Annotated in this window: 16 protein-coding genes; 12 read left to right on the plus strand and 4 right to left on the minus strand. The window is 58.6% G+C overall.

The genetic code is table 11. The annotated features are described in order from the left end of the window. Position 1: 1 nt before the first annotated feature. From H2O65_RS10645 to H2O65_RS03650, 3 genes are all read right to left on the minus strand, one after another. Positions 2–355, minus strand: coding sequence for a helix-turn-helix domain-containing protein (locus tag H2O65_RS10645; protein WP_398396982.1), 354 nt, complete (start codon positions 353–355; stop codon positions 2–4). Between the two features lie 608 nt (positions 356–963). Next, a complete protein-coding gene (locus H2O65_RS03645) occupies positions 964–1911 on the minus strand; it encodes a nucleoside hydrolase (protein ID WP_182142279.1) in 948 nt (315 codons plus the stop codon). Positions 1912–1967: 56 nt separating this feature from the next. Then, on the minus strand, positions 1968–2972 hold the full coding sequence (locus H2O65_RS03650) for an alkene reductase (protein WP_220458781.1): 1005 nt from the start codon (positions 2970–2972) through the stop codon (positions 1968–1970). Between H2O65_RS03650 and H2O65_RS03655 the strand changes: the two genes are divergently transcribed. The 7 genes from H2O65_RS03655 (at position 2960) to glnA (ending at position 10165) form a co-directional block, all read left to right on the plus strand. Beyond that, positions 2960–3442, plus strand: coding sequence for a MarR family winged helix-turn-helix transcriptional regulator (locus H2O65_RS03655; RefSeq protein WP_220458782.1), 483 nt, complete (start codon positions 2960–2962; stop codon positions 3440–3442). The two genes, H2O65_RS03650 and H2O65_RS03655, sit on opposite strands and share 13 nt — an antisense overlap. A 135-nt stretch (positions 3443–3577) precedes the next feature. Continuing rightward, the gene (locus H2O65_RS03660; RefSeq protein ID WP_182142283.1) at positions 3578–4288 is read left to right on the plus strand and encodes an SDR family oxidoreductase; all 711 of its coding nucleotides are present in this window, start codon (positions 3578–3580) and stop codon (positions 4286–4288) included. 57 nt (positions 4289–4345) lie between these two features. Beyond that, entirely contained in the window at positions 4346–5944 is a 1599-nt protein-coding gene (gene guaA / locus H2O65_RS03665) for a glutamine-hydrolyzing GMP synthase (RefSeq protein WP_182142285.1), read from the plus strand. Positions 5945–6009: 65 nt separating this feature from the next. Beyond that, positions 6010–6999: a DUF4862 family protein gene (locus tag H2O65_RS03670; protein ID WP_182142287.1), complete on the plus strand. Its 990-nt coding sequence runs from the start codon at positions 6010–6012 to the stop codon at positions 6997–6999. Continuing rightward, entirely contained in the window at positions 6996–7766 is a 771-nt protein-coding gene (locus H2O65_RS03675) for an SDR family oxidoreductase (RefSeq protein WP_182142288.1), read from the plus strand. The genes H2O65_RS03670 and H2O65_RS03675 overlap by 4 nt, the downstream gene beginning before the upstream one ends. Positions 7767–7949: 183 nt before the next feature. Next, complete coding sequence (locus H2O65_RS03680) at positions 7950–8477, plus strand: hypothetical protein (RefSeq protein WP_182142290.1); 528 nt, start codon at positions 7950–7952, stop codon at positions 8475–8477. A 266-nt stretch (positions 8478–8743) separates the two neighbouring features. Further along, entirely contained in the window at positions 8744–10165 is a 1422-nt protein-coding gene (glnA, locus tag H2O65_RS03685; RefSeq protein WP_182142292.1) for a type I glutamate--ammonia ligase, read from the plus strand. Positions 10166–10239: 74 nt separating this feature from the next. On the opposite strand, the gene H2O65_RS03690 is transcribed toward glnA, so the two are convergent. After that, entirely contained in the window at positions 10240–10836 is a 597-nt protein-coding gene (locus H2O65_RS03690) for a TM2 domain-containing protein (protein WP_182142294.1), read from the minus strand. A 339-nt stretch (positions 10837–11175) separates the two neighbouring features. Here H2O65_RS03690 and H2O65_RS03695 point away from each other — a divergent pair, with 339 nt between their 5' ends. The 5 genes from H2O65_RS03695 (at position 11176) to H2O65_RS03715 (ending at position 22037) form a co-directional block, all read left to right on the plus strand. Beyond that, positions 11176–12807, plus strand: a complete 1632-nt coding sequence (locus H2O65_RS03695) for a cell wall-binding repeat-containing protein (RefSeq protein ID WP_182142295.1) — start codon at positions 11176–11178, stop codon at positions 12805–12807. 292 nt (positions 12808–13099) lie between these two features. Next, complete coding sequence (locus H2O65_RS03700; RefSeq protein ID WP_182142297.1) at positions 13100–14353, plus strand: maltose ABC transporter substrate-binding protein; 1254 nt, start codon at positions 13100–13102, stop codon at positions 14351–14353. Positions 14354–14602: 249 nt separating this feature from the next. Continuing rightward, positions 14603–16237: an ABC transporter permease subunit gene (locus H2O65_RS03705; protein ID WP_182142299.1), complete on the plus strand. Its 1635-nt coding sequence runs from the start codon at positions 14603–14605 to the stop codon at positions 16235–16237. Between the two features lies 1 nt (position 16238). Continuing rightward, the gene (locus tag H2O65_RS03710; RefSeq protein ID WP_182142302.1) at positions 16239–17153 is read left to right on the plus strand and encodes a sugar ABC transporter permease; all 915 of its coding nucleotides are present in this window, start codon (positions 16239–16241) and stop codon (positions 17151–17153) included. Between the two features lie 150 nt (positions 17154–17303). Then, complete coding sequence (locus H2O65_RS03715; RefSeq protein ID WP_220458783.1) at positions 17304–22037, plus strand: DEAD/DEAH box helicase; 4734 nt, start codon at positions 17304–17306, stop codon at positions 22035–22037. Positions 22038–22112: the final 75 nt, after the last annotated feature.

Consider the following 22112-nt stretch of genomic DNA (forward strand, 5'->3'; position numbering starts at 1 on the left):
ATCATGTTTGTCTAGTTTTCCCCCACACGGTGGATCTGTGAACGCCGAACTGCTTCGCGAGCTGGTTCACGCTGACGCCTGCGGCGCGCAGGGTTCTGATTGAGTCCACTTCGCTCGGCGTCAGCGGTACTCTAGCTCGTCTACTTGGCTGTGCAACAGGCATCAGCGGCGGTTCCGGCCGCTGGTGATGCCGAGCACCGCTGTTCGCTCGTGCCTGTTCCCACGCGGCCGCGAGCTTCTGCACCTTGCGCCAGGTGTTCTGATTGAGTCCCTCTGGGCCCACCAGGGTTTTTCGTTGCAATGGTGCGGATATCTCGGAAGCCCAAAATCCCATTTCAACACTCCCCATCCACATCGGTATTCAATATGCCGCCTCCACATCCGGTTTTCACGTGCCTAGTGCGCATCCAGTTTCAACGTTTCAGGGCGCCGTCCAAGCGTCACAGCGTGAAATCTATACGTGGGGACGAAGGGAGGCCCTGGGGTTCCTACGCCAGAGGCTCTCCTGTTCCCCACGTATACATTTCGTGAAACTGGAGGGGTGGTTGCGGTATTCCTAGGCGGGCTCGACGTCGCAGACTGACTCCTGCGACGCGGCTGATCTTCGCTGGGTCGCCGTGGTCAGCATAGGTCGCCGGTAATTCGTCTCAACAATGGCGCCCTAGGTAGACATCGGCGACCTTGGGTGAGTGGAGCTGTAGACATCGGCGACCTTTGAGGGGGTGTACCGCTCCCTGTTTGCCACGTCTTCGCGCGCATATCGTCGAAGGTGTAACCCTGAGAACGAAGCCCATGGAGGATTGCCATGTCGAAGAAAACACTACTTGTGCCAGCGTTTCTGGTCTCAGCCGCACTGGGCGGATGTAGTTCTGCTGACACAAGGACAACGTAGAGCCAGGAATGCGGCCGACACAATCTACGGGTCCTCGAGCGCGGCGAGTGCTTCCCGGCTTTCTGATTTCGTCAGGGGCGGTGGAGGACAGTTCCGAGGAAGAGCTCGAGGACGTCTTCAGGTCTGCAACCAACCGTGATCTGCACGTCTGGCCAGGGCTCCCGATCGTGGTCAACTTGGACCGCTCGACGATCGACCAGCGTTTGACCCCTTCCGATTCCCGGTGCTAGTTCCACCTGGGTGGGGTGGGTTTCGAACGTGAATAACTCCGGAGCAACCAGAGCGCACACGGCTCCCGCGTCACCAATGATTGGGTTTGACCACGGCTGCCCGGTTGCCTCATCTACTGCCTCAAAGCCAAGCAGTTCACCCAGGGCATGAGCGACAGGATCGCCGCTTTGCTGCAAGTCTTCAATCTGCTTGTCACTTGCGCGAACCTGGAAGAAGACGTCCAGCCCGTACATCGTGAGCGGAACACCGGCGTTAAGGACGATGTGGGCCGCCTCGGGGTCGTGCCACACGTTGAACTCTGCTGCCGCAGTTGCATTGCCAATGCCGACCGCGCCGCCCATGAACACGATCCGCTCGATATGGTCCACCACCTCGGGATAGGTTCGCAGCAGCAGGGCAATGTTAGTTTGGGGGGCGAGGGCGACGATCGATATGGGCTGATCTGAACTCATCAGAGTGGAGCGCAACAGCTCGATAGCGCCACGATCGTCCAGTTTCCGCCGCGAGGGTGGCAGACTCACGCTCCCTAGCCCCGACTCTCCGTGAACCTCGGACGCGGAACGTGCCTCTTCAATCAGGGGGCGGCGCGCGCCGATCGCAACGGGGATATCGGGTGCGTGGATGAGGTCGAGGACGCGTAGCGTGTTCTCACCAACTCGATCAACAGAGGTGTTCCCAGCCACACAGGAGATTGCCTTGATGGCGACCTGTGGATGGCGCGCGGCGAACATGATGGCCATCGCGTCATCGATTCCAGTGTCGACATCCAAGATAATGTTGTGCGTCATTGCGTCCTCGACCGTTCCCTAGATTGCCTCTTGGGCAAATGATAGAGGACTTGGCTCTATGCCAGCATCGTGTAGTCGGTGTACCCCTCGGCCCCGCCACCGTAGAAGGCGCTGGGAATCGGAGTGTTGAAGGGACCGCCAGAACGGAGTCGGACGGGCAGGTCGGGATTGGCAATAAAGAGTGCACCGAAGGAAATCATGTCGGCTGTCCCGTCCTCGATCAGTTCGAGGGCGTCCGGGCCGGTTGGGTTTCCGAACCCGGTGCGCGGGTTCAAGATAAAAGTGTTGGGCCAAGCCTTGCGCAGCTCCAGGGTGAGGTCGCGTTCTGACTGCTCGCCAATGTGGAGGTAGGCGAGGTCGAGCTCCCCCAGTTGCTCCACAAGAGGCACATATGTCGCGGCAGTGTCGGGGTCGTCAACAATATCGTTGATGGTTGAGCTGGGGGAGAGGCGGATCCCGGTCTTCTCCGCCCCGATCTCGCTGGCCACGGCCCGAGCAACTTCGAGGGCGAAGCGACGGCGGTTCTCTGCAGATCCTCCCCACCTGTCGGTGCGCTGGTTCGCGTTCACGGAGAGGAACTGCTGGATGATGTAGCCGTTGGCGCCGTGGATTTCCACACCGTCGAACCCGGCGGCAATGGCATTCTTGGCGGCGTGGGTGAAGTCGGCAATTGTCGACTGTATCTCCGCCTCAGTTAGCTCATGGGGAGCCTCAAACTCCTGTAGTCCCTGAGGGGTGAAGATCTTGCCTTGAGGCTGCACAGCCGACGGACCCTGGGGGACCATCCCTTCGGGAAGAGTTGCGCGGTGACCAATGCGACCCGCGTGCATGAGCTGAGCAAAAATAACGCCCCCGGCCTCGTGAACAGCGGTTGTCACCTGCTTCCACGCTTCAACCTGCTCGGCTGAGTGAAGACCCGGCGTGTTCGTGTAGCCCTGTCCAACCGCAGAGGGCTGGATTCCCTCGGTGATGATCAGTCCCGCACCTGCGCGCTGTGCATAGTACTCCGCCATCAGGGGTGTGGCGAGGGCGCCCTCGGCTGTCGCGCGTGAACGCGTCATGGGTGCCATGGCGATGCGCTGTCGACTCGGGCAATCTGACGCACGCCATCATCGGTGTTGCGCGACTCCACCGCGTCCTAGCGGGAACCCTGCTTCGCAAGGTGGGGCTGCACCCTTCCCAAGAGTTGGTGATGATGCGCCTGTGGGTGGAAGGGCCGCAGCGTCAGGCTGACTTAGCCAAAATGCTTGGGACAGATTCGGCAACGATGACCCGCACAATCCAGCGTCTCGAGGCCGGAGGGTTTGTGCGTCGCGTTCCCTGTGAACATGACAGACGCGCAACTATAGTCGAAGCGACCCCTGCGAGCCTTGGTGCAAGGGAGGACGTTGAAGCATCGTGGCGGGAACTCGAGGACTGTGTGACCCGCGGCCTCAGTGAGAAGGAGCTCGCGTCCATGCTGAGTCTTCTCGGCAAGATGCAGTGCTCTCTGGCAGAGGCTATCGCGAAGTCCCGAGAATCGGTTGACTGACGGTCGCGCAACAGCGCTCCATCTGCCATGCGCTGCTGTACGGCTAGGACGTCACGAGCAATCACTACCGGACATGACTGTCCGGTATGCGCTACGCTTCCACCGTACTGACAAAACAGGGCGGTCTTCGCGCGGGTGTCAAGAACGCCATGCTTCGAGGTCGTCACCCATAGGGTTGATGTCTCCAACGCTGAGTCGGTAGCCGAGGTCGCAAGGGCTGCAGATGCCCTCGGACGTGTGAAGTCGGTAGTTCACACTGCGGGGCTATCTCCGGCGCAGGCATCGGCCGACGCAATCCTTCACGTTGACCTGCTTGGCGTTGCGCACACTCTGGATGAGTTTGGCAAAGTGATCGCCAAGGGTGGTGCGGGAATTGTTATTGCATCAATGGCCGGTACATTCATGGCCGGGAAGCTGCCACCCGAAGTGGAGCTGGCTCTGGAGCGAACCCCCACGGAGGAACTCCTGGACCTTCCCATACTGAAGGCGCCGCAGTTCCAGGACCCGGGTGCCGCCTACTCCCTCGCAAAGCGCGCCAACCAGTTGCGCGTCCAAGCGGCGAGCTTGGCGTGGGGCCATCGCGGAGCTCGGCTGAACAGCATTAGCCCGGGCATTATTTCAACGGCGATGGGTCGCGAAGAATTGGAGGGAGAATCTGGTGGCGCAATGCGCGCGATGGTTGCCGCGTCGTCGATCGGGCGCACGGGGACATCCTCAGAGATCACGGCGGCTGCGGCCTTCTTGCTTGGCGCGGAATCCTCATTCGTGACGGGCACCGACCTTCTGGTCGATGGAGGTGTTGTTGCGGCGGTTCGTTCCGGAGTGCTCAAAGCTGGGCGCGAATAGGTACGGCCAGACACGCGCGAAAACGCGGCCGTTCCGCAGGCTACTATACTGGCGCGAGTGAACGAACAGGCTTCTCCAACTGCCGTCCGACCAGTACTTGTCGTTGACTTCGGCGCCCAGTACGCGCAACTTATCGCGAGGCGCGTCCGCGAGGCGGGTGTGTATTCCGAGATCGTTCCGCATTCGATCAGCGCGTCGGAGGTCGCCCGCATGCGACCCCTGGCAATTATCCTTTCCGGTGGCCCTTCAAGCGTGTATGCCGAGGACGCCCCGGCATTCGACGCGGGGATCCTCTCCTTGGGCATTCCGACGCTGGGGATTTGCTACGGGTTCCAAACCATGGCAACCGCGTTAGGTGGTGAGGTCGCCCGCACGGGGAAGCGTGAGTACGGTTCGACGCAGCTGACCTTATCTGGGGCCGCCGCGTCCTCGACCGTTTTCGAAGGGCAGCCCGGGAGTCAGATTGTTTGGATGAGCCACGGAGACTCGGTCAGTAAGGCTCCGGAAGGCTTTGAAGTGCTTGCGTCCTCTGAGGCCACTCCCGTGGCCGCATTCGCAGATGAGGAACGGGGACTCTACGGCGTGCAGTGGCACCCTGAGGTGGTGCACTCTGAGCAGGGTCAAGCCGTCCTCGAAGCATTCCTGCATGAGGCCGCGGGAATCGCACCCGAATGGAATCCCGACTCCATCATTGAGGAGCAGGTGGAACGGATCCGCGAGCAAGTTGGCGACGCCCAAGTAATTTGTGGGCTGTCTGGAGGGGTCGACTCCTCTGTCGCCGCCGCCCTCGTACAGAGGGCTGTGGGGGAGCAGCTCACCTGTGTCTTCGTCGACCACGGCCTGCTCCGCAAGGGCGAACGCCGCCAGGTTGAGGAGGATTACGTAAAGGCAATCGGGGTCCGCCTGGTCACGGTGGATGCGAGGGAGCAGTTTCTACGCCACCTCGAGGGCGTGACGGACCCTGAAGAAAAGCGCAAGATTATTGGCCGCGAGTTCATCCGAGTGTTTGAGGAAGCCGCGGCAAACCTCGTTGCCGAGTCGCGCCAAAACGTCGATTCTGAACCGATCAGGTATCTCGTTCAGGGAACCCTCTACCCGGACGTTGTCGAATCCGGTGGCGGTTCAGGTACGGCCAACATCAAGTCCCACCACAATGTTGGAGGCCTACCAGAAGATATGACATTCGAGCTGGTGGAGCCATTGCGGGCCCTATTCAAGGACGAAGTGCGGGCAGTCGGACGCGAGCTGGGGGTCCCCGAAGTGATTGTCTCGCGACAGCCATTCCCGGGTCCCGGCCTCGGCATCCGCATCATTGGCGAAGTGACTGAGGAGCGGCTCGAGATCCTCCGGGAAGCGGATGCGATTGCCCGACAGGAGCTCACCGCAGCCGGCCTCGACGAAGAAATCTGGCAGTGCCCGGTTGTCCTGCTTGCTGACGTGCGGTCGGTTGGCGTGCAGGGGGATGGTCGCACGTATGGGCACCCGATCGTTCTGCGTCCGGTCTCTAGCGAGGATGCGATGACGGCGGACTGGACCGAGCTACCCGCCGAAGTAGTGCGGAAGATATCGAACCGCATCACGAATGAGGTGCCGCAGGTGAACCGTGTGGTCATTGATGTGACATCGAAGCCCCCGGCCACCATCGAGTGGGAGTAGAGCTCTCCAACGTGATCAACCGGGGGCGGCAGCTCGATCCTGCAATTGCGTGGTGTAATTGCACCATGAGCACTTCCTCAACGCAGCATGCCCCCACCGCGAAAACTACCTCCTACGTTGTGGGTGCCTACGCGGCATCCCCCGCCCACGGCACCTGGCACCCCGACCTCGAAGAGGAGTTCTACTCTGGACTGGCGGCCATGCCACGCGTGAACGCCCTCGAAATCCCCTGGCTTGGACGTCTTCACCCCCACGATGACCAGTGGATACTGACGCACTTTCCCGCGCGGTTCACGGCTGTCGTGACGGGTATTGGGAACGTCATGTCAACGGCGGACGAACTCGGCTTGGCATCCCCCGACGAGGACGCGCGCAACAAGGCGCTAGCTACCACGAAGAAACTTCTTGGTGACGTACGACGCTTCAATGATGAGGTCGGACGGCAGGTGGTGTCTGCGGTAGAGCTGCATTCAGCGCCGCGGGGAACCGGAACTGCTGACGCGCTTGCCGCCAGCCTTGACGAGGTCGCCGCGTGGGACTGGGAGGGGGCGCAGCTTCTGGTTGAGCACTGTGATGCGTTCATCTCCGGTCAGGCTCCGGAGAAGGGATTCCTCCGGCTCGAGGACGAAATCGCGGCGATTCGTTCTTCGGAGGCCCCGGTCAAGATCAGCATGAACTGGGGGCGGTGCGCCATTGAGCTGCGCGGAGGGGAGCAGGTTGCAGGCCAGGTTGGCGAGGCCGCTGCCAGTGGATTGCTGGATGGAATCATCTTCTCCGGCGCGGCAGATCGTGAGGGTGAGGCGGGATACGCCTGGATTGATGCCCACCACGCTTTCCGGCGTTCGCCACAGCACCCGCTGGGAGACCCGACCTCGCTCTTGACTGAGGAGAGGGTTGCGGATGCGCTTCGTGCGACCAGGTCGGCGGGCGAAGACAATGCTCCACATTGGTTGGGCGTCAAGGTGGGTTGGGCGCATCCCGGGGGCACGGTTGCTGAGCGTCTTCAAATGGTCGCAGACGCCCTCGACGGGGTAGAGCGGGCCGCGCGTTCATGACGCCGCGACGCGCGCTGGTATCTGGCGCTTCCAGTGGGATTGGGCGCGCCACGGTGCGCGCCCTGGTGGGCGACGGGTGGGAGGTCGTGGCGACGGCCAGGCGCTCCGACCGGCTCGAAACCCTTGCTGACGAGACCGGATGTGAAGTCTTTACAGCGGATCTAACCAGGGACGAGGACGTTGCGGCCCTCGCAGAGTTTGCCGGATCCACTGGGCTTGATGCGGTGGTGAATGTTGCGGGTGGTGCCCTCGGTGTTGATCGGATCGACGAGGCCGACACTGAGCGTTGGAAGCGCATGTTCGACATAAATGTGATGGCGACCCTGAAGCTCACTTCGGCGTGCCTGCCACTGCTTCGCAGGAACGGGGGAGGGTCACTAGTCTTTGTGACCTCCACAGCAGCGCACGGCACCTACCCGGGAGGGGGTGGTTACGCCGCCGCGAAGCATGCAGAACGGCAGATTGCCACAACGCTGCGCCTCGAGTTGGCAGGCGAGCCGATCAGGGTCACGGAGATCGCTCCGGGCATGGTGAAAACCGAAGAGTTCTCCCTGGTGAGGTTAGGAGATCCGCGGGCAGCTGAGGATGTGTATGCGGGAGTTGAGGAGCCACTAGTTGCCAGTGATATTGCGGAGGCAATTCGCTGGAGCCTCGACGTACCGTTACACGTCAACGTGGATCTGATGGTGCTCCGCCCGGTTGCCCAGTCGACGAACACGGACGTGGTGCGCAGGCAGCTCGCGGTTAGGGATGCGGTGGGGCTCTAGAAACCATGTCGTCAGAGGGTATTTTCATACGGAATCTGCCGGATTGTTCGAGTTGGAGAAAGATCGTACATTTCAGCGAGCGAGTTTGATCTTCTGGTCGTAGGGTTGATTAGTGGGAGTGATTTTTGTACTCCCTTACCACTTGCCTACCTGGGCTGTGAACCAACTTTTGGAGGATTCAAAATGGCAGAAAAAGCTGCTGAGTGGGAAAAGAAGGTCGTCGACGCTGAGAAGCATGCTTCGAAGGTCTACGAAGATGAGGTTGCTCGCCTTGAGAAGCAGGTTGAGCACACGGACAAGGCTGAGGCTCGCGAGGTAAAGCGCGTTGAGCGCGAAGTTGCTCTCGATGCGGCATTCGCAAAGCACCACATCGAGTACTTGGAGAAGGTAGTCCTTCACGAAGCCAAGCGTGTTGACCACGCCTACGCTGTTCTTGCTGAGAAGCAGGAGAAGGGTGAAAGCGACAAGGCCATTGAGCGCGCAGCAGAGCACGCAGTCAAGGTCGAGGACGACGCAGAGAAGCACATCGCCAAGGTCATCAAGCGTGTTGCCAAGCACCTGGAGCGTGACGCCAAGGCAGCAGCCTCACACGTTCTCAAGGGCTTGGACAAGCTTGGACTTGATGAGGAATACCTCGGCAAGGATGTGGAAGCTGATGCAGATCGTGTAGCCAAGGCCCTGGCCAAGGTTGTCGACAAGGCTGAGGCCTAAAGCAAGGAGTTGCCGCCGGGGCAGCGAGGTCCCGGATGGTTGACATAGGAGGGTGGGCACCGACTTAGGTCGGTGTCCACCCCTGTCACTTCGTGAGATCGCTTACCGGCAAGCGTGGGTGACCCGAAACCTGGAACGCCCGTGCGTTGGCTAGGGCTCGTGCGCTTATACTTTTTTCGCCGCAGGGCGCAGAAATGCGGGTTGTGTTCGGAGCTCCGGCGGTGGCCGCTGCACACGCGGGCTGAATCCAGCGAAAGGATCACGGAATGCTGCAAGGTGCGGACGTACTCTTGGCATACATCAAGGACCAGGGAGTGCGCAATATCGACGTGCGTTTCTGCGATATCCCAGGCGTGATGCAGCACTTCACTATTCCGGCGAAGTCTTTTGGGCCGGAAGTCTTCACTGAGGGCCTCAACTTCGACGGGTCGTCAATCACCGGGTTTCAAGAGGTTCACGAATCGGACATGGTGTTGTTCCCCGATCCGGCAACTGCCTACGTAGATCCGTTCCGTGAGGTGAAGGCACTCAACATCGCGTGCTTTGTCCACGACCCAAAAACAGGTACTCCCTACTCGCGTGATCCCCGTGCAATCGCGAGGAAGGCGCAGAAGTACCTGATGTCAACAGGCATTGGCGACACCGCATACTTCGCCCCTGAGGCAGAATTCTACATTTTTGATGACGTCAGGTTTGAGACGAAGCCTCAATCTTCCTACTTCCACCTCGATTCACACGGCGCATCATGGAACACAGGACGCGAGGAGGAGGGCGGGAACCAAGGGTATAAGACACCTTCCCAAGGAGGGTACTTCCCGGTGGCTCCCACCGACCACTTTGATGATCTTCGCGACGACATCGTGGTTCACATGGAGAACGCAGGGTTGGAAGTTGAGCGTGCTCACCACGAGGTGGGGACGGCCGGGCAGAGTGAGATCAACTGGAAGTTCGACACCCTCCTCAAAGCAGCGGATGATGCCATGACTTTCAAGTATCTGGTCAAGAACGCAGCCTGGCAGGTTGGCAAGAGTGCGACGTTCATGCCTAAGCCCCTCTTTGGAGAGAACGGGTCTGGCATGCACGTCCACCAGTCAATCTGGAAGAACGGCAAACCACTCTTTTATGACGAGGGCGGATATGCGGGTCTATCGGACATGGCCCGCTGGTATATAGGTGGGCTCCTGAAGCATGCGTCGTCCCTGCTTGCGTTCACGAACCCGACGGTGAACTCATACCACCGCCTTGTCCCCGGTTATGAGGCTCCGACCTCGTTGGTTTACTCCCAGGGCAATAGGTCAGCAGCGATTCGCATTCCCATAACGGGGACGAACCCGAGGGCGAAGCGTGTTGAGTTCCGGTGTCCCGACGCATCAGGGAACCCCTACCTCGCGTTCTCCGCAATGCTCCTGGCTGGAATCGATGGAATCCAGAATCAAATCGAGCCGCCTGCGCCAATCGATAAGGACCTCTATAACCTTGCGGACGAAGAGAAGGCGAAGATTGCCTCCGTGCCCGCTTCCCTTGGTGAGGCTCTCGACGCTCTGGAGAATGACTTCGAGTACTTACTGGCTGGGGATGTCTTCACCAGCGATCTGCTGCAGATGTGGGTTGACTTGAAGCGCGAAGAGATCCGTTCAATTGGGACACGTCCGCACCCGATGGAGTTTGATCTGTACTACGCAATTTAGAGGTTCCGATTATGCAGTTGGGGGTCACTCAAACTTGAGTTTGAGTGACCCCCAACTGTGTCAGGCTGTGAGTGCTAGATCGAGGTTTGCCCGATTGGCTGCATCGGTCGGCCAGTTGCGTCTAGGTCCCACTGGGTTCCGACCTCGGACGACAGAATTAGTATTCCTTCTACTAGACCCCAAATCGCGGACACCCAGGACAGCAGGCCAAACGACAAGACAGTTATTAGCAGCTGTGCGATTCCCTTACCCGTGTAACCCAGATAGAAGTTGTGTACGCCGAACGAACCGAGCAGGATCCCAAAGAGACCTGCAGCGAGCTTACTCTTCGTACTCCACGGCACTTCTTCAACGCGTACTTGTTCATAGGTTTGGCCGGGGTAGGGCTGATTGAATGGTTGGCCCGGCTGCTGGTAGCCCTCCGTATAGGGAGAGTTGGGTTGGCCAGAAGGTGCCCCTGTAGGCATTCCCTGCTGCGGAGGGGGAGGAACACTCTGTCCAAAAGGTGGAATTTCAGACGCTGGTGGAGGGGTGAAATTCGTCTCCACCGACTCCTCGGCGTAGACAACACCTTCGGGTGTTGCCAGAGGCGTGAATGCGACGGTCTCATCCACTACGACATCGTCCTTATCGTCGGGTGAGAATCGTTCGCCCGGGTTCTCTTCACTCATTTTTCCCTGCTTTTCGTTGGTAAGACACGTGTTTGATGTGTACAGCCTAGCCGGGGACGGTCTCTGGGCACCATGGGGGAGCACCCCCAAAAAACCCCTAACAGAGCCAAAAGAAGCGCCAAGCATGACGTTCAACTAGAACTTGAGCGTTGAAACTCCGACCTCCTCGATGTCAAAGGTGGAGTTCGAGCCTCACACAACAAAACCCTGCGCGGCGGGATGTAACCGTGTTAGCTGATTGCTGGTGAGGCGCACACTCATTTGGTTGAGGGCGTTCGCACCGGGAAATGTAGTCGACAGTCAGGAATATGGGTGCTTCGCACGACCAGCAACCATGCAATGAAATCAACCGCGGTTACCTCCGCAGGGATCCTCTCACTCGTAGCAACTCTGGCGTTTGCGGGGCCCGCGCTTGCGGCTCCATCGTCTGAGAGTTCGGAAGATCCTTCGGGAAGTACTTCGACAGCTGCGGTGCCTGAGGTCAGCGATGACGTACAGACAGGAACAGGTGGCGCTCTAACCACGGAACCAGGTGGTTCCGTGACTGAATCCGAACAGGACCTCTCTCAGTCCGACTCTGAGGAAGTGGAAGCGCCCGAGCTGGAGGTGAGCAGGACGCTAACCACGCCCGCCCCGACCTCGTCGGAATCGATCCCGGTGGACACGTCCGCGTGCGGGGTAATTCCACAGGGGGTGTTCTCGGGCTCTGTGAGCGGTAGTGAGCCTCGTATTTCGGGAGCGACGCGGTATGAGACTGCGTCAAACATCGCGACAACGGTCTCTAGTGTCTCTGTTGGTGAGGAAAGCGCGGTGTTCATTGCTACCGGCACCGACTTTGCGGATGGTTTGACACTTGGCGCATTGGCAGCGCACTCGGGGTGGCCACTCCTCTTGGCCCATTCCAATGGTCTGGACGCGTCTGCGAAGAAGGTTATAGCAGGCTTGCATCCCACACACATTTACATAGCGGGGGGAACGGGCGCGGTCTCCACTTCCGTGGAGAAGCAGATCATTGAGGCTACCGGACGTCCCGCAGAAGAAGTGACAGTGAAGCGTTTTGCTGGTGCTGATAGGTATGAGACGTCTGCGGAGATTGCCGAGTGCTTCCCCGAAGGATCACCTGCCTTTGTCACCACTGGAGCGAACTTTGCCGACGGAGTTGTAGCTGGGGCTCCTGCTGTCAAGCAGGGTGCGCCCGTCATCTTGACGTCCACGAACAAGATCAACGCGAGTGCCCAGGCTGCGCTTGAGCGCGTCAAATCTTCGTCTGTGAGCATCGTTGGGGGCCAGTGGTCCAGCACTGAAGTTGCAAAGATCAAGGCCGCTACTGGCGCAACCAGTGTAACGACCTACTCAGGTGCCGATCGCTACGCAACTAGTGTCAAGGTGGCGAATGCGTTCTATGGGACAGGTCCCGCAACTGTCACGTTTGCGACGGGGACCACTTTCCCTGACGCTCTGGCAGGTGTCTCGGTTGCGACGGTAACAGCTTCGCCAATTGTGCTTACAACACCTACCTGCCGGCCCAAGTCAGTTGAAGCCTTGAGCAACACGGCTAAGACAAAGGTAATACTGGGTGGGACCGGCGCTGTCAGTAAGGCCTCTTACACCACAACTTGTGTGCCGAAGCCAGCCGCACCGACGAAGACATTGTTATCCGTTGCGAAGCAACAGGTAGGAAAACGATACGCCAACGGTGCAACCGGACCGAATGCCTTTGATTGCTCTGGGTTGACCCAGTATGTCTACCGTCAGATGGGAGTCACAATTCCGCGCACCACCTACGAGCAGCTGGCAAAGGGGAAGCGTGTGACCACCCCGCGCGCCGGCGATATTGTGGTGCTGGGCGGCGGCTCTCATGTAGGGATCTACGTGTCACCAGGAGTCATGATCGACGCGGGTAACCCCCGTGTTGGTGTCTCGCAACGTGCCATCTATGCAACACCAACCGCATATCTGCGTTTTGGCTGAGGTCGAGTCGCTCTAGAGCCGTAGTCGTTGATGGCGCCCCTCCTTCGCGGAGGGGCGCCTGGCGGTTAATCGGCAACGCAAAAGCACCGATGTGTTCGCACGAAGCGCGGCGTGATCGCAGAAGTCTCGTTTCGGTTACGAAGTAGCAGAATTGACAAGTCCAACCGGCGGATCGCCTGAAAGTCTACTACTTTAGGTGTGTTAGCGAAGTCGCCAGCCGAGCCCTCGTCCTCTATTGGTGCGTGCGGCGCGGCCTCGGACGACTACAAACAACTATCTGAAAGTAGTACTAATGCGTAAATCCGTATTTGCCGGCGGCGCCGCAACCGCGGCGGCACTTGCACTTGTGCTGGGTGGCTGCTCCTCCGGTGGCACCACTACCGAACCCGAGTCGACCGATCAGAGCGGCGATGCTGCACCGGTTGAGGCGACCGAGGGTGAACTGACCGTTTGGGTTGATGAGACTCGTGAAGCTGCTGTGACGGCGGCTGCTGAGCAGTTCACCGAAGCAACTGGGACCAAGGTGAACTTGGTTTTGAAGAACTTTGATGACATCCGCGCAGACTTCACCGCACAGGTCCCAACAGGTAAGGGCCCTGACATCACGGTCGGTGCTCACGACTGGCTGGGTGAACTGACCGCAAACGGCGTTGTTGCACCCATCGAACTTGGTGACAAGGCTGGCGACTTCGAGGATGCTGCGATTTCCGCATTCACCTTCGATGGTTCTGTGTACGGCATACCCTATGCCATTGAGAACATTGCGTTGATTCGTAACGTTGCTCTCGCTCCGGAAGCGCCTGCTACCTGGGAAGACGCAATGGCTGCGGCAGATGCTGCCGGCACCAAGTACAAGTTCCTCGTGCAGATGAATGGTGAAGAGGGCGACCCCTACACCTTCTACCCGCTGCAGTCCTCTTTCGGATCGACCGTGTTCAAGCAGAACGATGACGGCTCCTTCTCGAATGAACTGAACCTCGCCACCGGTGGGGACGAGTTCGCACAGTTCCTGGCAGATAACGGCCCCAAGGGAACCGATGTCTTCAACCAGGACCGCACCTACGACATCGTCGTTGACGCATTCGCCAAGGGTGAATCGCCATTCCTAGTCGGCGGCCCGTGGATGCTCGATTCCTTCGGTGACGTTGAGCTGTCGATTGACCCCATTCCTTCTGCTGGTGGCCAGCCTGCAGCACCGTTCGCAGGCGTCCAGGGCTTCTACCTTTCCGCTCAGTCGAAGAACCCGCTGATTGCTACCGACTTCATGGCTAACTACCTTTCGTCTGAAGAAGCACAGATCGCCATGTACGAGGCCGGTGGGCGCCCGCCAGCACTGAAGTCCGCTGCCGCAGTTGCTGCGCAGGACCCGATCACCGCTGGCTTCATTGCAGCGGGTGCTGATGCACAGCCGATGCCGTCAATCCCTGAGATGGCTGCAGTGTGGACCCCTTGGGGCCGCACCGAAGCTCAGATCATTGCCGGTTCGGTTGACCCAGCTGAAGCATGGGCCAAGATGATCACTGACATTCAGGCAGAGATCGGCTAGTCACCTGTGCCCCAGCGACTCTCTGCCCACGGCAGCCCGCTGGTCGAAGTTCTGGCTGGAAGGCGCGGAGGGGCTTCCTTCCGCGCCTTCCTCATGGGCTGACTGTCAACGCCCAAGCTTTGGCGTTCATCAAGCCAGATGATGCCTTTGCGACTATCATTTTCATGTAACCCACCACTTGATTAAGTGTCAATTTTGCCTGATCAAGGCCATGAGTATTCAGTAAAGATGCTGAATTACGGAGGAAATATGGGCACTGTCCAGACGTCGGAGTCTGCGGCTGCCTTGGAAGTGGACGAAGTTCGCACTGCCAAGAAGAGTCGCTTTCGCCTTCCACCTAAAGATCCAGATGTAAACCGTTGGGGTCCGGGCTTTGTTGTGAAGCTGATCTTGATGGCTTTTGTAAATGCCTTTGGTGTTTACGTTATATTCATGAGTTTTACGAAGAGCTCATGGGGTATTTTTGCTGCAATGTTGGCGCTGGTCCTGTTTGCTGACTGGGTGTATTTCTCGGGTCGTACGATTCCGCTGAAGTACATCCTGCCTGGCCTTGCCTTCCTTCTGGTTTTCCAGATTTACACAATTTTTTACACCGTGTATGTCTCATTCACGAATTATGGGGATGGGCATAACTCCACTAAGAACGCCGCTATTTCCGCTCTGCTTATGCAGAATGAGAACAGGGTTCCAGATTCCGCTACGTACCCTCTGAAGGTGATTCAGGATGGTGGGGAGTTGGGTTTTGCGGTGTATGAGGACGGCCAGGTTCTAATTGGAACGGCAGAAGACCCGTTGCATGTTGAGCCAAATGCGGTTGTCTCTGACGGCCAGATAACTGAGGTTCCCGGGTGGGAAGTCCTCACCATGAATCAGGTTGTGCAGAACCAGCAGGAGGTCGTTTCGCTACGAGTCCCTGTTAGTGAAGATGTCAATGAGGGGGCAATTAGAACCTCAGATGGCTCGACGGGTTTTGTGGCAAGGTCAATGCTGGAGTGGGACCCCGATGCGGGCACCATGACCAACGTTGATACCGGAGTTGTCTATACCGATAACGGTCGCGGCCAGTTTGAGTCTTCCGATGGGCAGACGCTCTCTGTTGGATGGCGTGTCGGCATTGGGTTTGAGAACTATACGAAGGCCTTTGGTGACTCGAAGTTCTCCGGATACTTCTACCAGGTTCTGTGGTGGACTTTTGCGCAATCGTTCCTATCTGTTGCACTGACATTCTTGCTTGGCCTGTTCCTTGCGATCACTTTTGATAAGAAGATCCGAGGCCAGAAGATCTACAGGACCCTGATGATCTTGCCCTACGCAATCCCGGGGTTCATTTCAGCGCTGATCTTTGCTGGCATGTTCAACCGGTCGTATGGGTTCATCAACCAGGTCCTGCTGGGAGGTGCGCAGATTCCTTGGTTGCAAGACCCGTGGCTCGCCAAGTTCGCGATTTTGTTTGTGAACCTTTGGCTTGGCTTCCCGTACATGTTCTTGATTGCGACGGGCGCTTTGCAGTCGGTGCCCGAGGACGTCACAGAGGCAGCAAAGATTGATGGGGCTAGTGCATGGAGGCAGTGGCGGTCTATCAAGATGCCGCTGGTTCTGATTGCAACGGCTCCACTGCTGATCTCGTCATTTGCCTTCAACTTCAACAACTTCACGTTGATCTACATGTTGACAGGTGGTGGTCCATCGTTCGGGGATCCGTCAGTTCCTCTGGGTCACACGGACATTCTGATCACCATGGTTTACAAGATGTCGGGTATCGATGGCGGCGCCACGAAAGACTTCGGACTCGCTTCTGCGCTTTCGATTCTGATCTTCGTGATTGTCGGTACGATCTCTGCTATCGCTTTCCGTCAAACGCGCAAGCTTGAGGAGATGATGTGAAATGGCTACACAGGTAACCACAAAAGCTCCTGGAGCGGATACGGATTACCAGCCCGTACAGAACAAGCACACGTTCGGACACTGGATTCGGGAATATGGGTGGCGCCACCTCGTGGGCGTGCTGGTCGTTATCTACGCGTTGGTGCCAATCATCTATATCCTTTCTGCTTCCCTCAACCCGGGGGGAACGCTGACTGGGTCGAATCAACTGTTCCAGACGATTGATTTTGCTAACTACAGTAATTTGTCTTCCACCATGTTCTGGCATTGGATGGGCAACTCACTGGTGATTGCCATTTCGGTGTCCATTGGTACCGTGTTGATGGCGGCAGCTGCTGCATACGCCTTCTCTAGGTTCCGTTTCGCGGGGCGTCGTTTCGGGCTCACTGCATTGTTGATTATTCAGATGTTCCCGCAGATGCTGGCTTTCGTCGCTATCTTCTTGTTGCTCATGAGTTTGGGTGACGTGGTACCAATCCTGGGTGTTAACTCCACGTTGGCACTAATCGCCGTTTACCTTGGTGGTGCTTTGGGTGTGAACACCTTCCTTCTCTACGGCTTCTTCAACACGATTCCGAAAGAGCTGGATGAAGCAGCGAAGATTGATGGTTTGTCTCACGGGCAGATCTACTGGCAAATCATTTTGCGTTTGTGTGCGCCGATTCTGTCAGTAGTGGCACTGCTGTCATTCATCTCGACCTTCGGGGAGTTCGTTATTGCTCGCGTCATTCTGCAGCAAGAGCAGAACTGGACGGTGGCGATTGGGCTCTACTCCTGGGTTGCCAGCCGCTTGGATGCAAACTGGGGTCAGTTCGCTGCCGGCGCTATCATCGCGACAATTCCTGTCCTGACGCTGTTCCTCTTCCTACAGAAGTACATTGTCGGTGGTCTGACCGCCGGCGCTGTGAAGGGCTAAAACTCAGGGAAAGGTTCGACCACCGGGAAGCTTAGGACACCGGGAAAGGTCCCTTGGAGGGTGGTTCGCCAATTGGCGGCCCACCCTCCATTGCGTAAGCCCAAAGAGGAGATTGATCGCAATGTCGGAGGTCGAAGCTACAGTTCGACTATGAAGACAGAACCAGGCAGGCAAGTGGACGTGCCAGACGTCGAAAGCCAGCAGAGGCCCCCAACAATGGGTGGTTTCTCCACGTCTGTGTCGTCGTGGTTTCAAAATGCTTTTAGCGCCCCCACGCCAGCGCAAGTTGAAGCGTGGCAGGCAATCCGCAGTGGCGCGAACGTCCTCGTCATTGCACCGACTGGGTCCGGAAAAACGCTGGCTGCATTCCTGTGGGCTATCGACCGCCTGGCACGGGACAAGAGTGCGGAACCCGCGCCTTCCGCCGGGGTGCGGGTCCTTTACATTTCCCCTCTCAAAGCCCTGGGCGTGGACGTTGAACGCAACCTTCGCGCGCCGCTCGTGGGAATCCGACAAGCCAGCATCGCGGCGGGTGGACCTCCGCCTGACATCACTGTCGGAGTCCGCTCAGGGGACACGACACCTGCTGAGCGACGCAGGCTGGCAGTGCATCCCCCTGACATCCTCATCACCACGCCCGAATCCCTCTACTTGATGCTCACCGGGAAGGCAGCAGAAACCCTCAAGTCAGTCGATACCGTCATCGTTGATGAGGTTCACGCCCTCGCTGGAAACAAGAGGGGCGCCCACCTTGCCCTGTCACTGGAGCGCCTCGACTCTCTACTTCCGCAACCTGCGCAACGGATTGGACTGTCAGCTACCGTCGAGCCTGCGGCAGAAGTCGCGCGTTTTCTGGCAGGAGGGTCACCTGTGCAAGTGGTGCGACCGCCAGCCAACAAGAGGTTTGACATCACTGTTGAGGTGCCTGTGGAGGACATGTCGAACCCACCAATAGTTGAGCCGGAAATGATCAACGCCAACACGTCCGTGGAAGAGCATCGACTGGGTTCGATGTGGCCCGCCATTGAGAAATCGCTGTACCAAAGGATTCTTGCAGCACAGTCCACCATCGTGTTCACGAACTCACGCAGAATGGCAGAGAGGCTGACGGCTCGGCTGAATCAACTCCAAGGGGAGGATCAGCCGGTCCTTGCTCGCGCGCACCACGGCTCCGTTTCCAAAGAGACGCGGGCTCAGGTTGAAGAAGATCTCAAGTCAGGAACGCTCCGGTGCGTCGTGGCGACGGCCTCCCTTGAGCTAGGCATCGACATGGGCGAGGTCGATTTGGTGGTGCAGATTGATCCCCCTCCTTCTGTTTCCGCTGGGCTACAACGGATGGGTCGTTCGGGACACCAGGTCGGTGGCGCGTCTCGCGCAGTCTTTTATCCCACCCACCGTTCAAAACTGCTTGAAACCGCAGTGATAGCACAACGCATGCTCAAAGGAGAGATTGAAACGTTGAGGGTCCTGTCGAACCCGCTTGATGTGCTGGCTCAACAGACAATCGCACAGACAGTACTTGGTCCGTTGAGCGTGGACGAATGGTTCACGACGGTTCGTCGCTCAGCCCCATTTGCGAACCTGCCGAGGTCGGCCTACGTTTCCGTCCTCGACCTCATTTCGGGTCGATACCCATCCACCGATTTTGCTTCACTTCGCGCGCGTGTTGACTGGGACCGTACGTCCAACACTCTGACAGCGCGGCCAGGTGCGCAAAGACTGGCGGTCACCAATGGGGGCACCATTCCCGACCGCGGGCTCTACCGCGTTGTCGTTGGCTCTGGGGACGAGGGCGGAACTAGGGTTGGCGAGCTAGATGAGGAAATGGTGTACGAAACCCGCATTGGCGAGGTTTTTACTCTGGGTACTACCCCCTGGCGTGTTCGCCGGATCACAAAGGACACCGTGGAGGTTGAGCCCGCATTTGGCGTTGTAGCAAAGATGCCGTTCTGGCACGGAGACTCACCGGTTCGACCCGTTGAGGTTGGGGTTGCTCTCGGAGAAATGTCTGCAAATCTCGCGTCTGTCGATGCAGGTAGACGTGACGGGACTTCCACGTTGCATGATGTGGGATTCGATGAGTTCGCGGCCGCGAATGCGCTGGCGTACGTGAAAGAACAGAGGGAAGCCACCGGCTACGTACCGGACTCCACCACACTGGTTGTGGAACGAACCCGTGATGACGTCGGCGACTGGCTCCTGATTCTGCAATCACCGCTAGGGTTGGCTGTTCACGGGCCGTGGGCGTTGGCGATCAATGCTCGCCTTCGCGACCAGTGGGGCCTAGAGGGTAAGGCCATTCCCAGCAATGATGGCATTATCGTCCGGCTGCCAGACTCAGAAGCGGACGTAGACTTGGGCTGGTTCCCGGCATCGGAAGCACAGGGAACGCTGGGCTCACCACCCGCGTCAGGATCTGCATCTGGCTCGTACCCACCTGTTCGCCTGGAGGGGGCTCCTACAGCGGGTGAGATCTTTTTGCTCGATCCCGATGAAGTAGCGACGATCGTTCAGTCGGAAGTGGAAAACTCCGCCATCTTTGCTGCCCGGTTTCGGGAGGCCGCGTCGAGGGCGTTAATTCTTGGGAGCTCACAACCCGGGAAGCGTTCTCCGCTATGGCAGCAGCGTCTTCGCGCTTCATCACTGCTTGAAGTGGCTGCAAAGTACCCGGATTTTCCCATCATCCTTGAGGCGATGCGTGAGGTGTTGCAGGATGTTTACGACATCGGGGCGCTGACACAGACCATGGCTGACATCGCGCAGCGGGTGACTTCCGTAGTGGAAGTTGAAACGGAGGTGCCGTCACCTTTCGCTCGCTCCCTGCTCTTCGGGTATGTCGGGGAGTTCATGTACCAGGGGGACACGCCCATCGGGGAACGCCGACTCGCGGCCCTCAGCGTCGACCCGAAAGTGCTTCGTGAGCTGCTGGGAGACGTTCCTCTGGCCGAGTTGTTCGAAGCAGACGCAATCATTGAAGTTGAGGCGGAACTGCAGCGAACCAAGGATGGTTGGCAAGCACGTGGTGAAGAAGGACTCGTCGACCTGTTACGCATACTGGGTCCGCTCACCGCAGAAGAGGTTAGGGAGCGTTTGGTCGCTCCCGAGGGCAGTCCAGCATCCACTGACATGATCGTGGGTGAAGCCATCGCGGGACGGAAAGTTCTGGAAACCCGCCTAGCAGGTATCAAATATCTGGCTGCTAGCGAGGATGCAGGGCTCTTGGTCGCAGCGTGCGGTGCGATGCTTCCGGCAGGAGTTCCCGCCGCATTTCTTGAGGCGCCCTCGGACCCAGTTATGCAGTTGGTTTTGCGCCACATGAACAGCCATGGGCCCCTTCGCTGTGAGGATATAGCCGCACGGTTTGGGATTGCTCCCGCGACGGTCATGCTGGCATTGCGGGAGCTGGAAGATCACTCGCAAGTGAGCTCCGGTCTCTTCCTTCCCGAGGAACTGGCTAGAGCCAGATCCATTCAGCCCGGGGACGTGCAATGGTTGGCAAAGCCTGTACTTGAGCGGATACGGTCACGTTCTTTGGCAATGCTCCGCGGTGCTGTGGAGCCTGTCTCACCCGCGGTGTTCACGCGTTTTCTGGCGAAGTGGCAGTATTGTGGCCGACGTTTGAACGGTTTTGACGGAGTGTATGCCGCCCTTGAACAGTTGAGTGGGATCCCAGTGCCCGCATCAGCTTGGGAGAGCCTGGTTCTGCCAGAGCGGGTCGCAAACTACGAGGGTGCGCTGCTCGATACCCTCGTTGCCAATGGTGAAGTATTTTGGGTGGGTAGTGGCGCGATCGGGGCCAAAGACGGGTGGGTAAAGTTCTTCACCTCGGGTCAACCGGTGCACGGAGCACTTCGACCAGAGCGCCCTCGCACCGGCCTTGAGCAGGCGATCCTCGATGAGCTGGCGTCACGCGGCGCGCTGTTTATCGGCGCGCTCCAAGACGGGTTGGTCACCAAAGGATTCGAAGCTTCTGCAAACACGCTTGTCGATGCCGTCTGGGCTCTGGTTTGGGACGGATTGGTCACCTCCGACTCCACCCAGGCACTGCGCGCGCGGAGCAGGGGAGGGCGAGCTGCGCAGAAGACTCAGCGGGTTCGTCCTCGCGGAAGGTCTCTGACAAGACGAAATCTTTCGCTACATCAGGGAGCCGGGGCAAGCACACCCGGGCAACGCGGCACAAACATCGGGCAAGTTGAGCCATCTCTGAGCGGGAGGTGGTCACTGGTTGAAGAACCTGTGGACGGGCCCGCAACCGATGGCGTGGCGACGGCGTGGGCCGTAGAGATGCTTGAACGCTATGGCATCGTGACAAGAGGTGCGGTACGTACAGAACAGTTCCCTGGAGGTTTTGCTCAGGCATACCGGCTCTACACAGACTTTGAGGTCGCGGGCAATGCCCGGCGCGGTTACTTCGTGCAGGGCTTGGGTGGCGCCCAGTTTGCCGCGCCGGGAGCAGTCGATCAGTTGCGCGCAAGCGATGAAGAGGCGCAACTTGTGGGTGGTGGCCAGGTTGGGCTAGCACTCGCGGCTACGGACCCGGCGAACCCGTATGGGGCAGCACTTACCTGGCCTGAAACACTGGGTGAGGGTGGCGATCCCAAGCGCAATCCTGGCGCGCTAGTGGCGCTAGTTGATGGAAAGCCAGTCCTCTACCTAGAGAGAGGTGGTCGCACTGCACTTACAGAACGGACTGCCTCGGATGCGGAACGCGAAGCCGGGGTCACTGCACTCGTGGCTGCGACTCGTCGCGGAGACCTAGCCACGTTCACGATTGAGAAGGTGAATGGCAAGCCTGTCAGGGAGAGCGAGTGGTTTCAAGACCTGATCGATGCCGGTTTCTCAGAGGTACCACGGGGTGTGACGTTGCGTCGCAAGATCCACTAGTAGCGCGCTGCAAAATTAGCCACGGGAGAGAAGCAAGGAAGTGAAGGACGGAAGAGAAGATAACTGGAGAAGTGA

The sequence above is a fragment of the Schaalia sp. JY-X169 genome, from assembly GCF_014069575.1.
Classification (GTDB): Bacteria; Actinomycetota; Actinomycetes; order Actinomycetales; family Actinomycetaceae; genus Scrofimicrobium.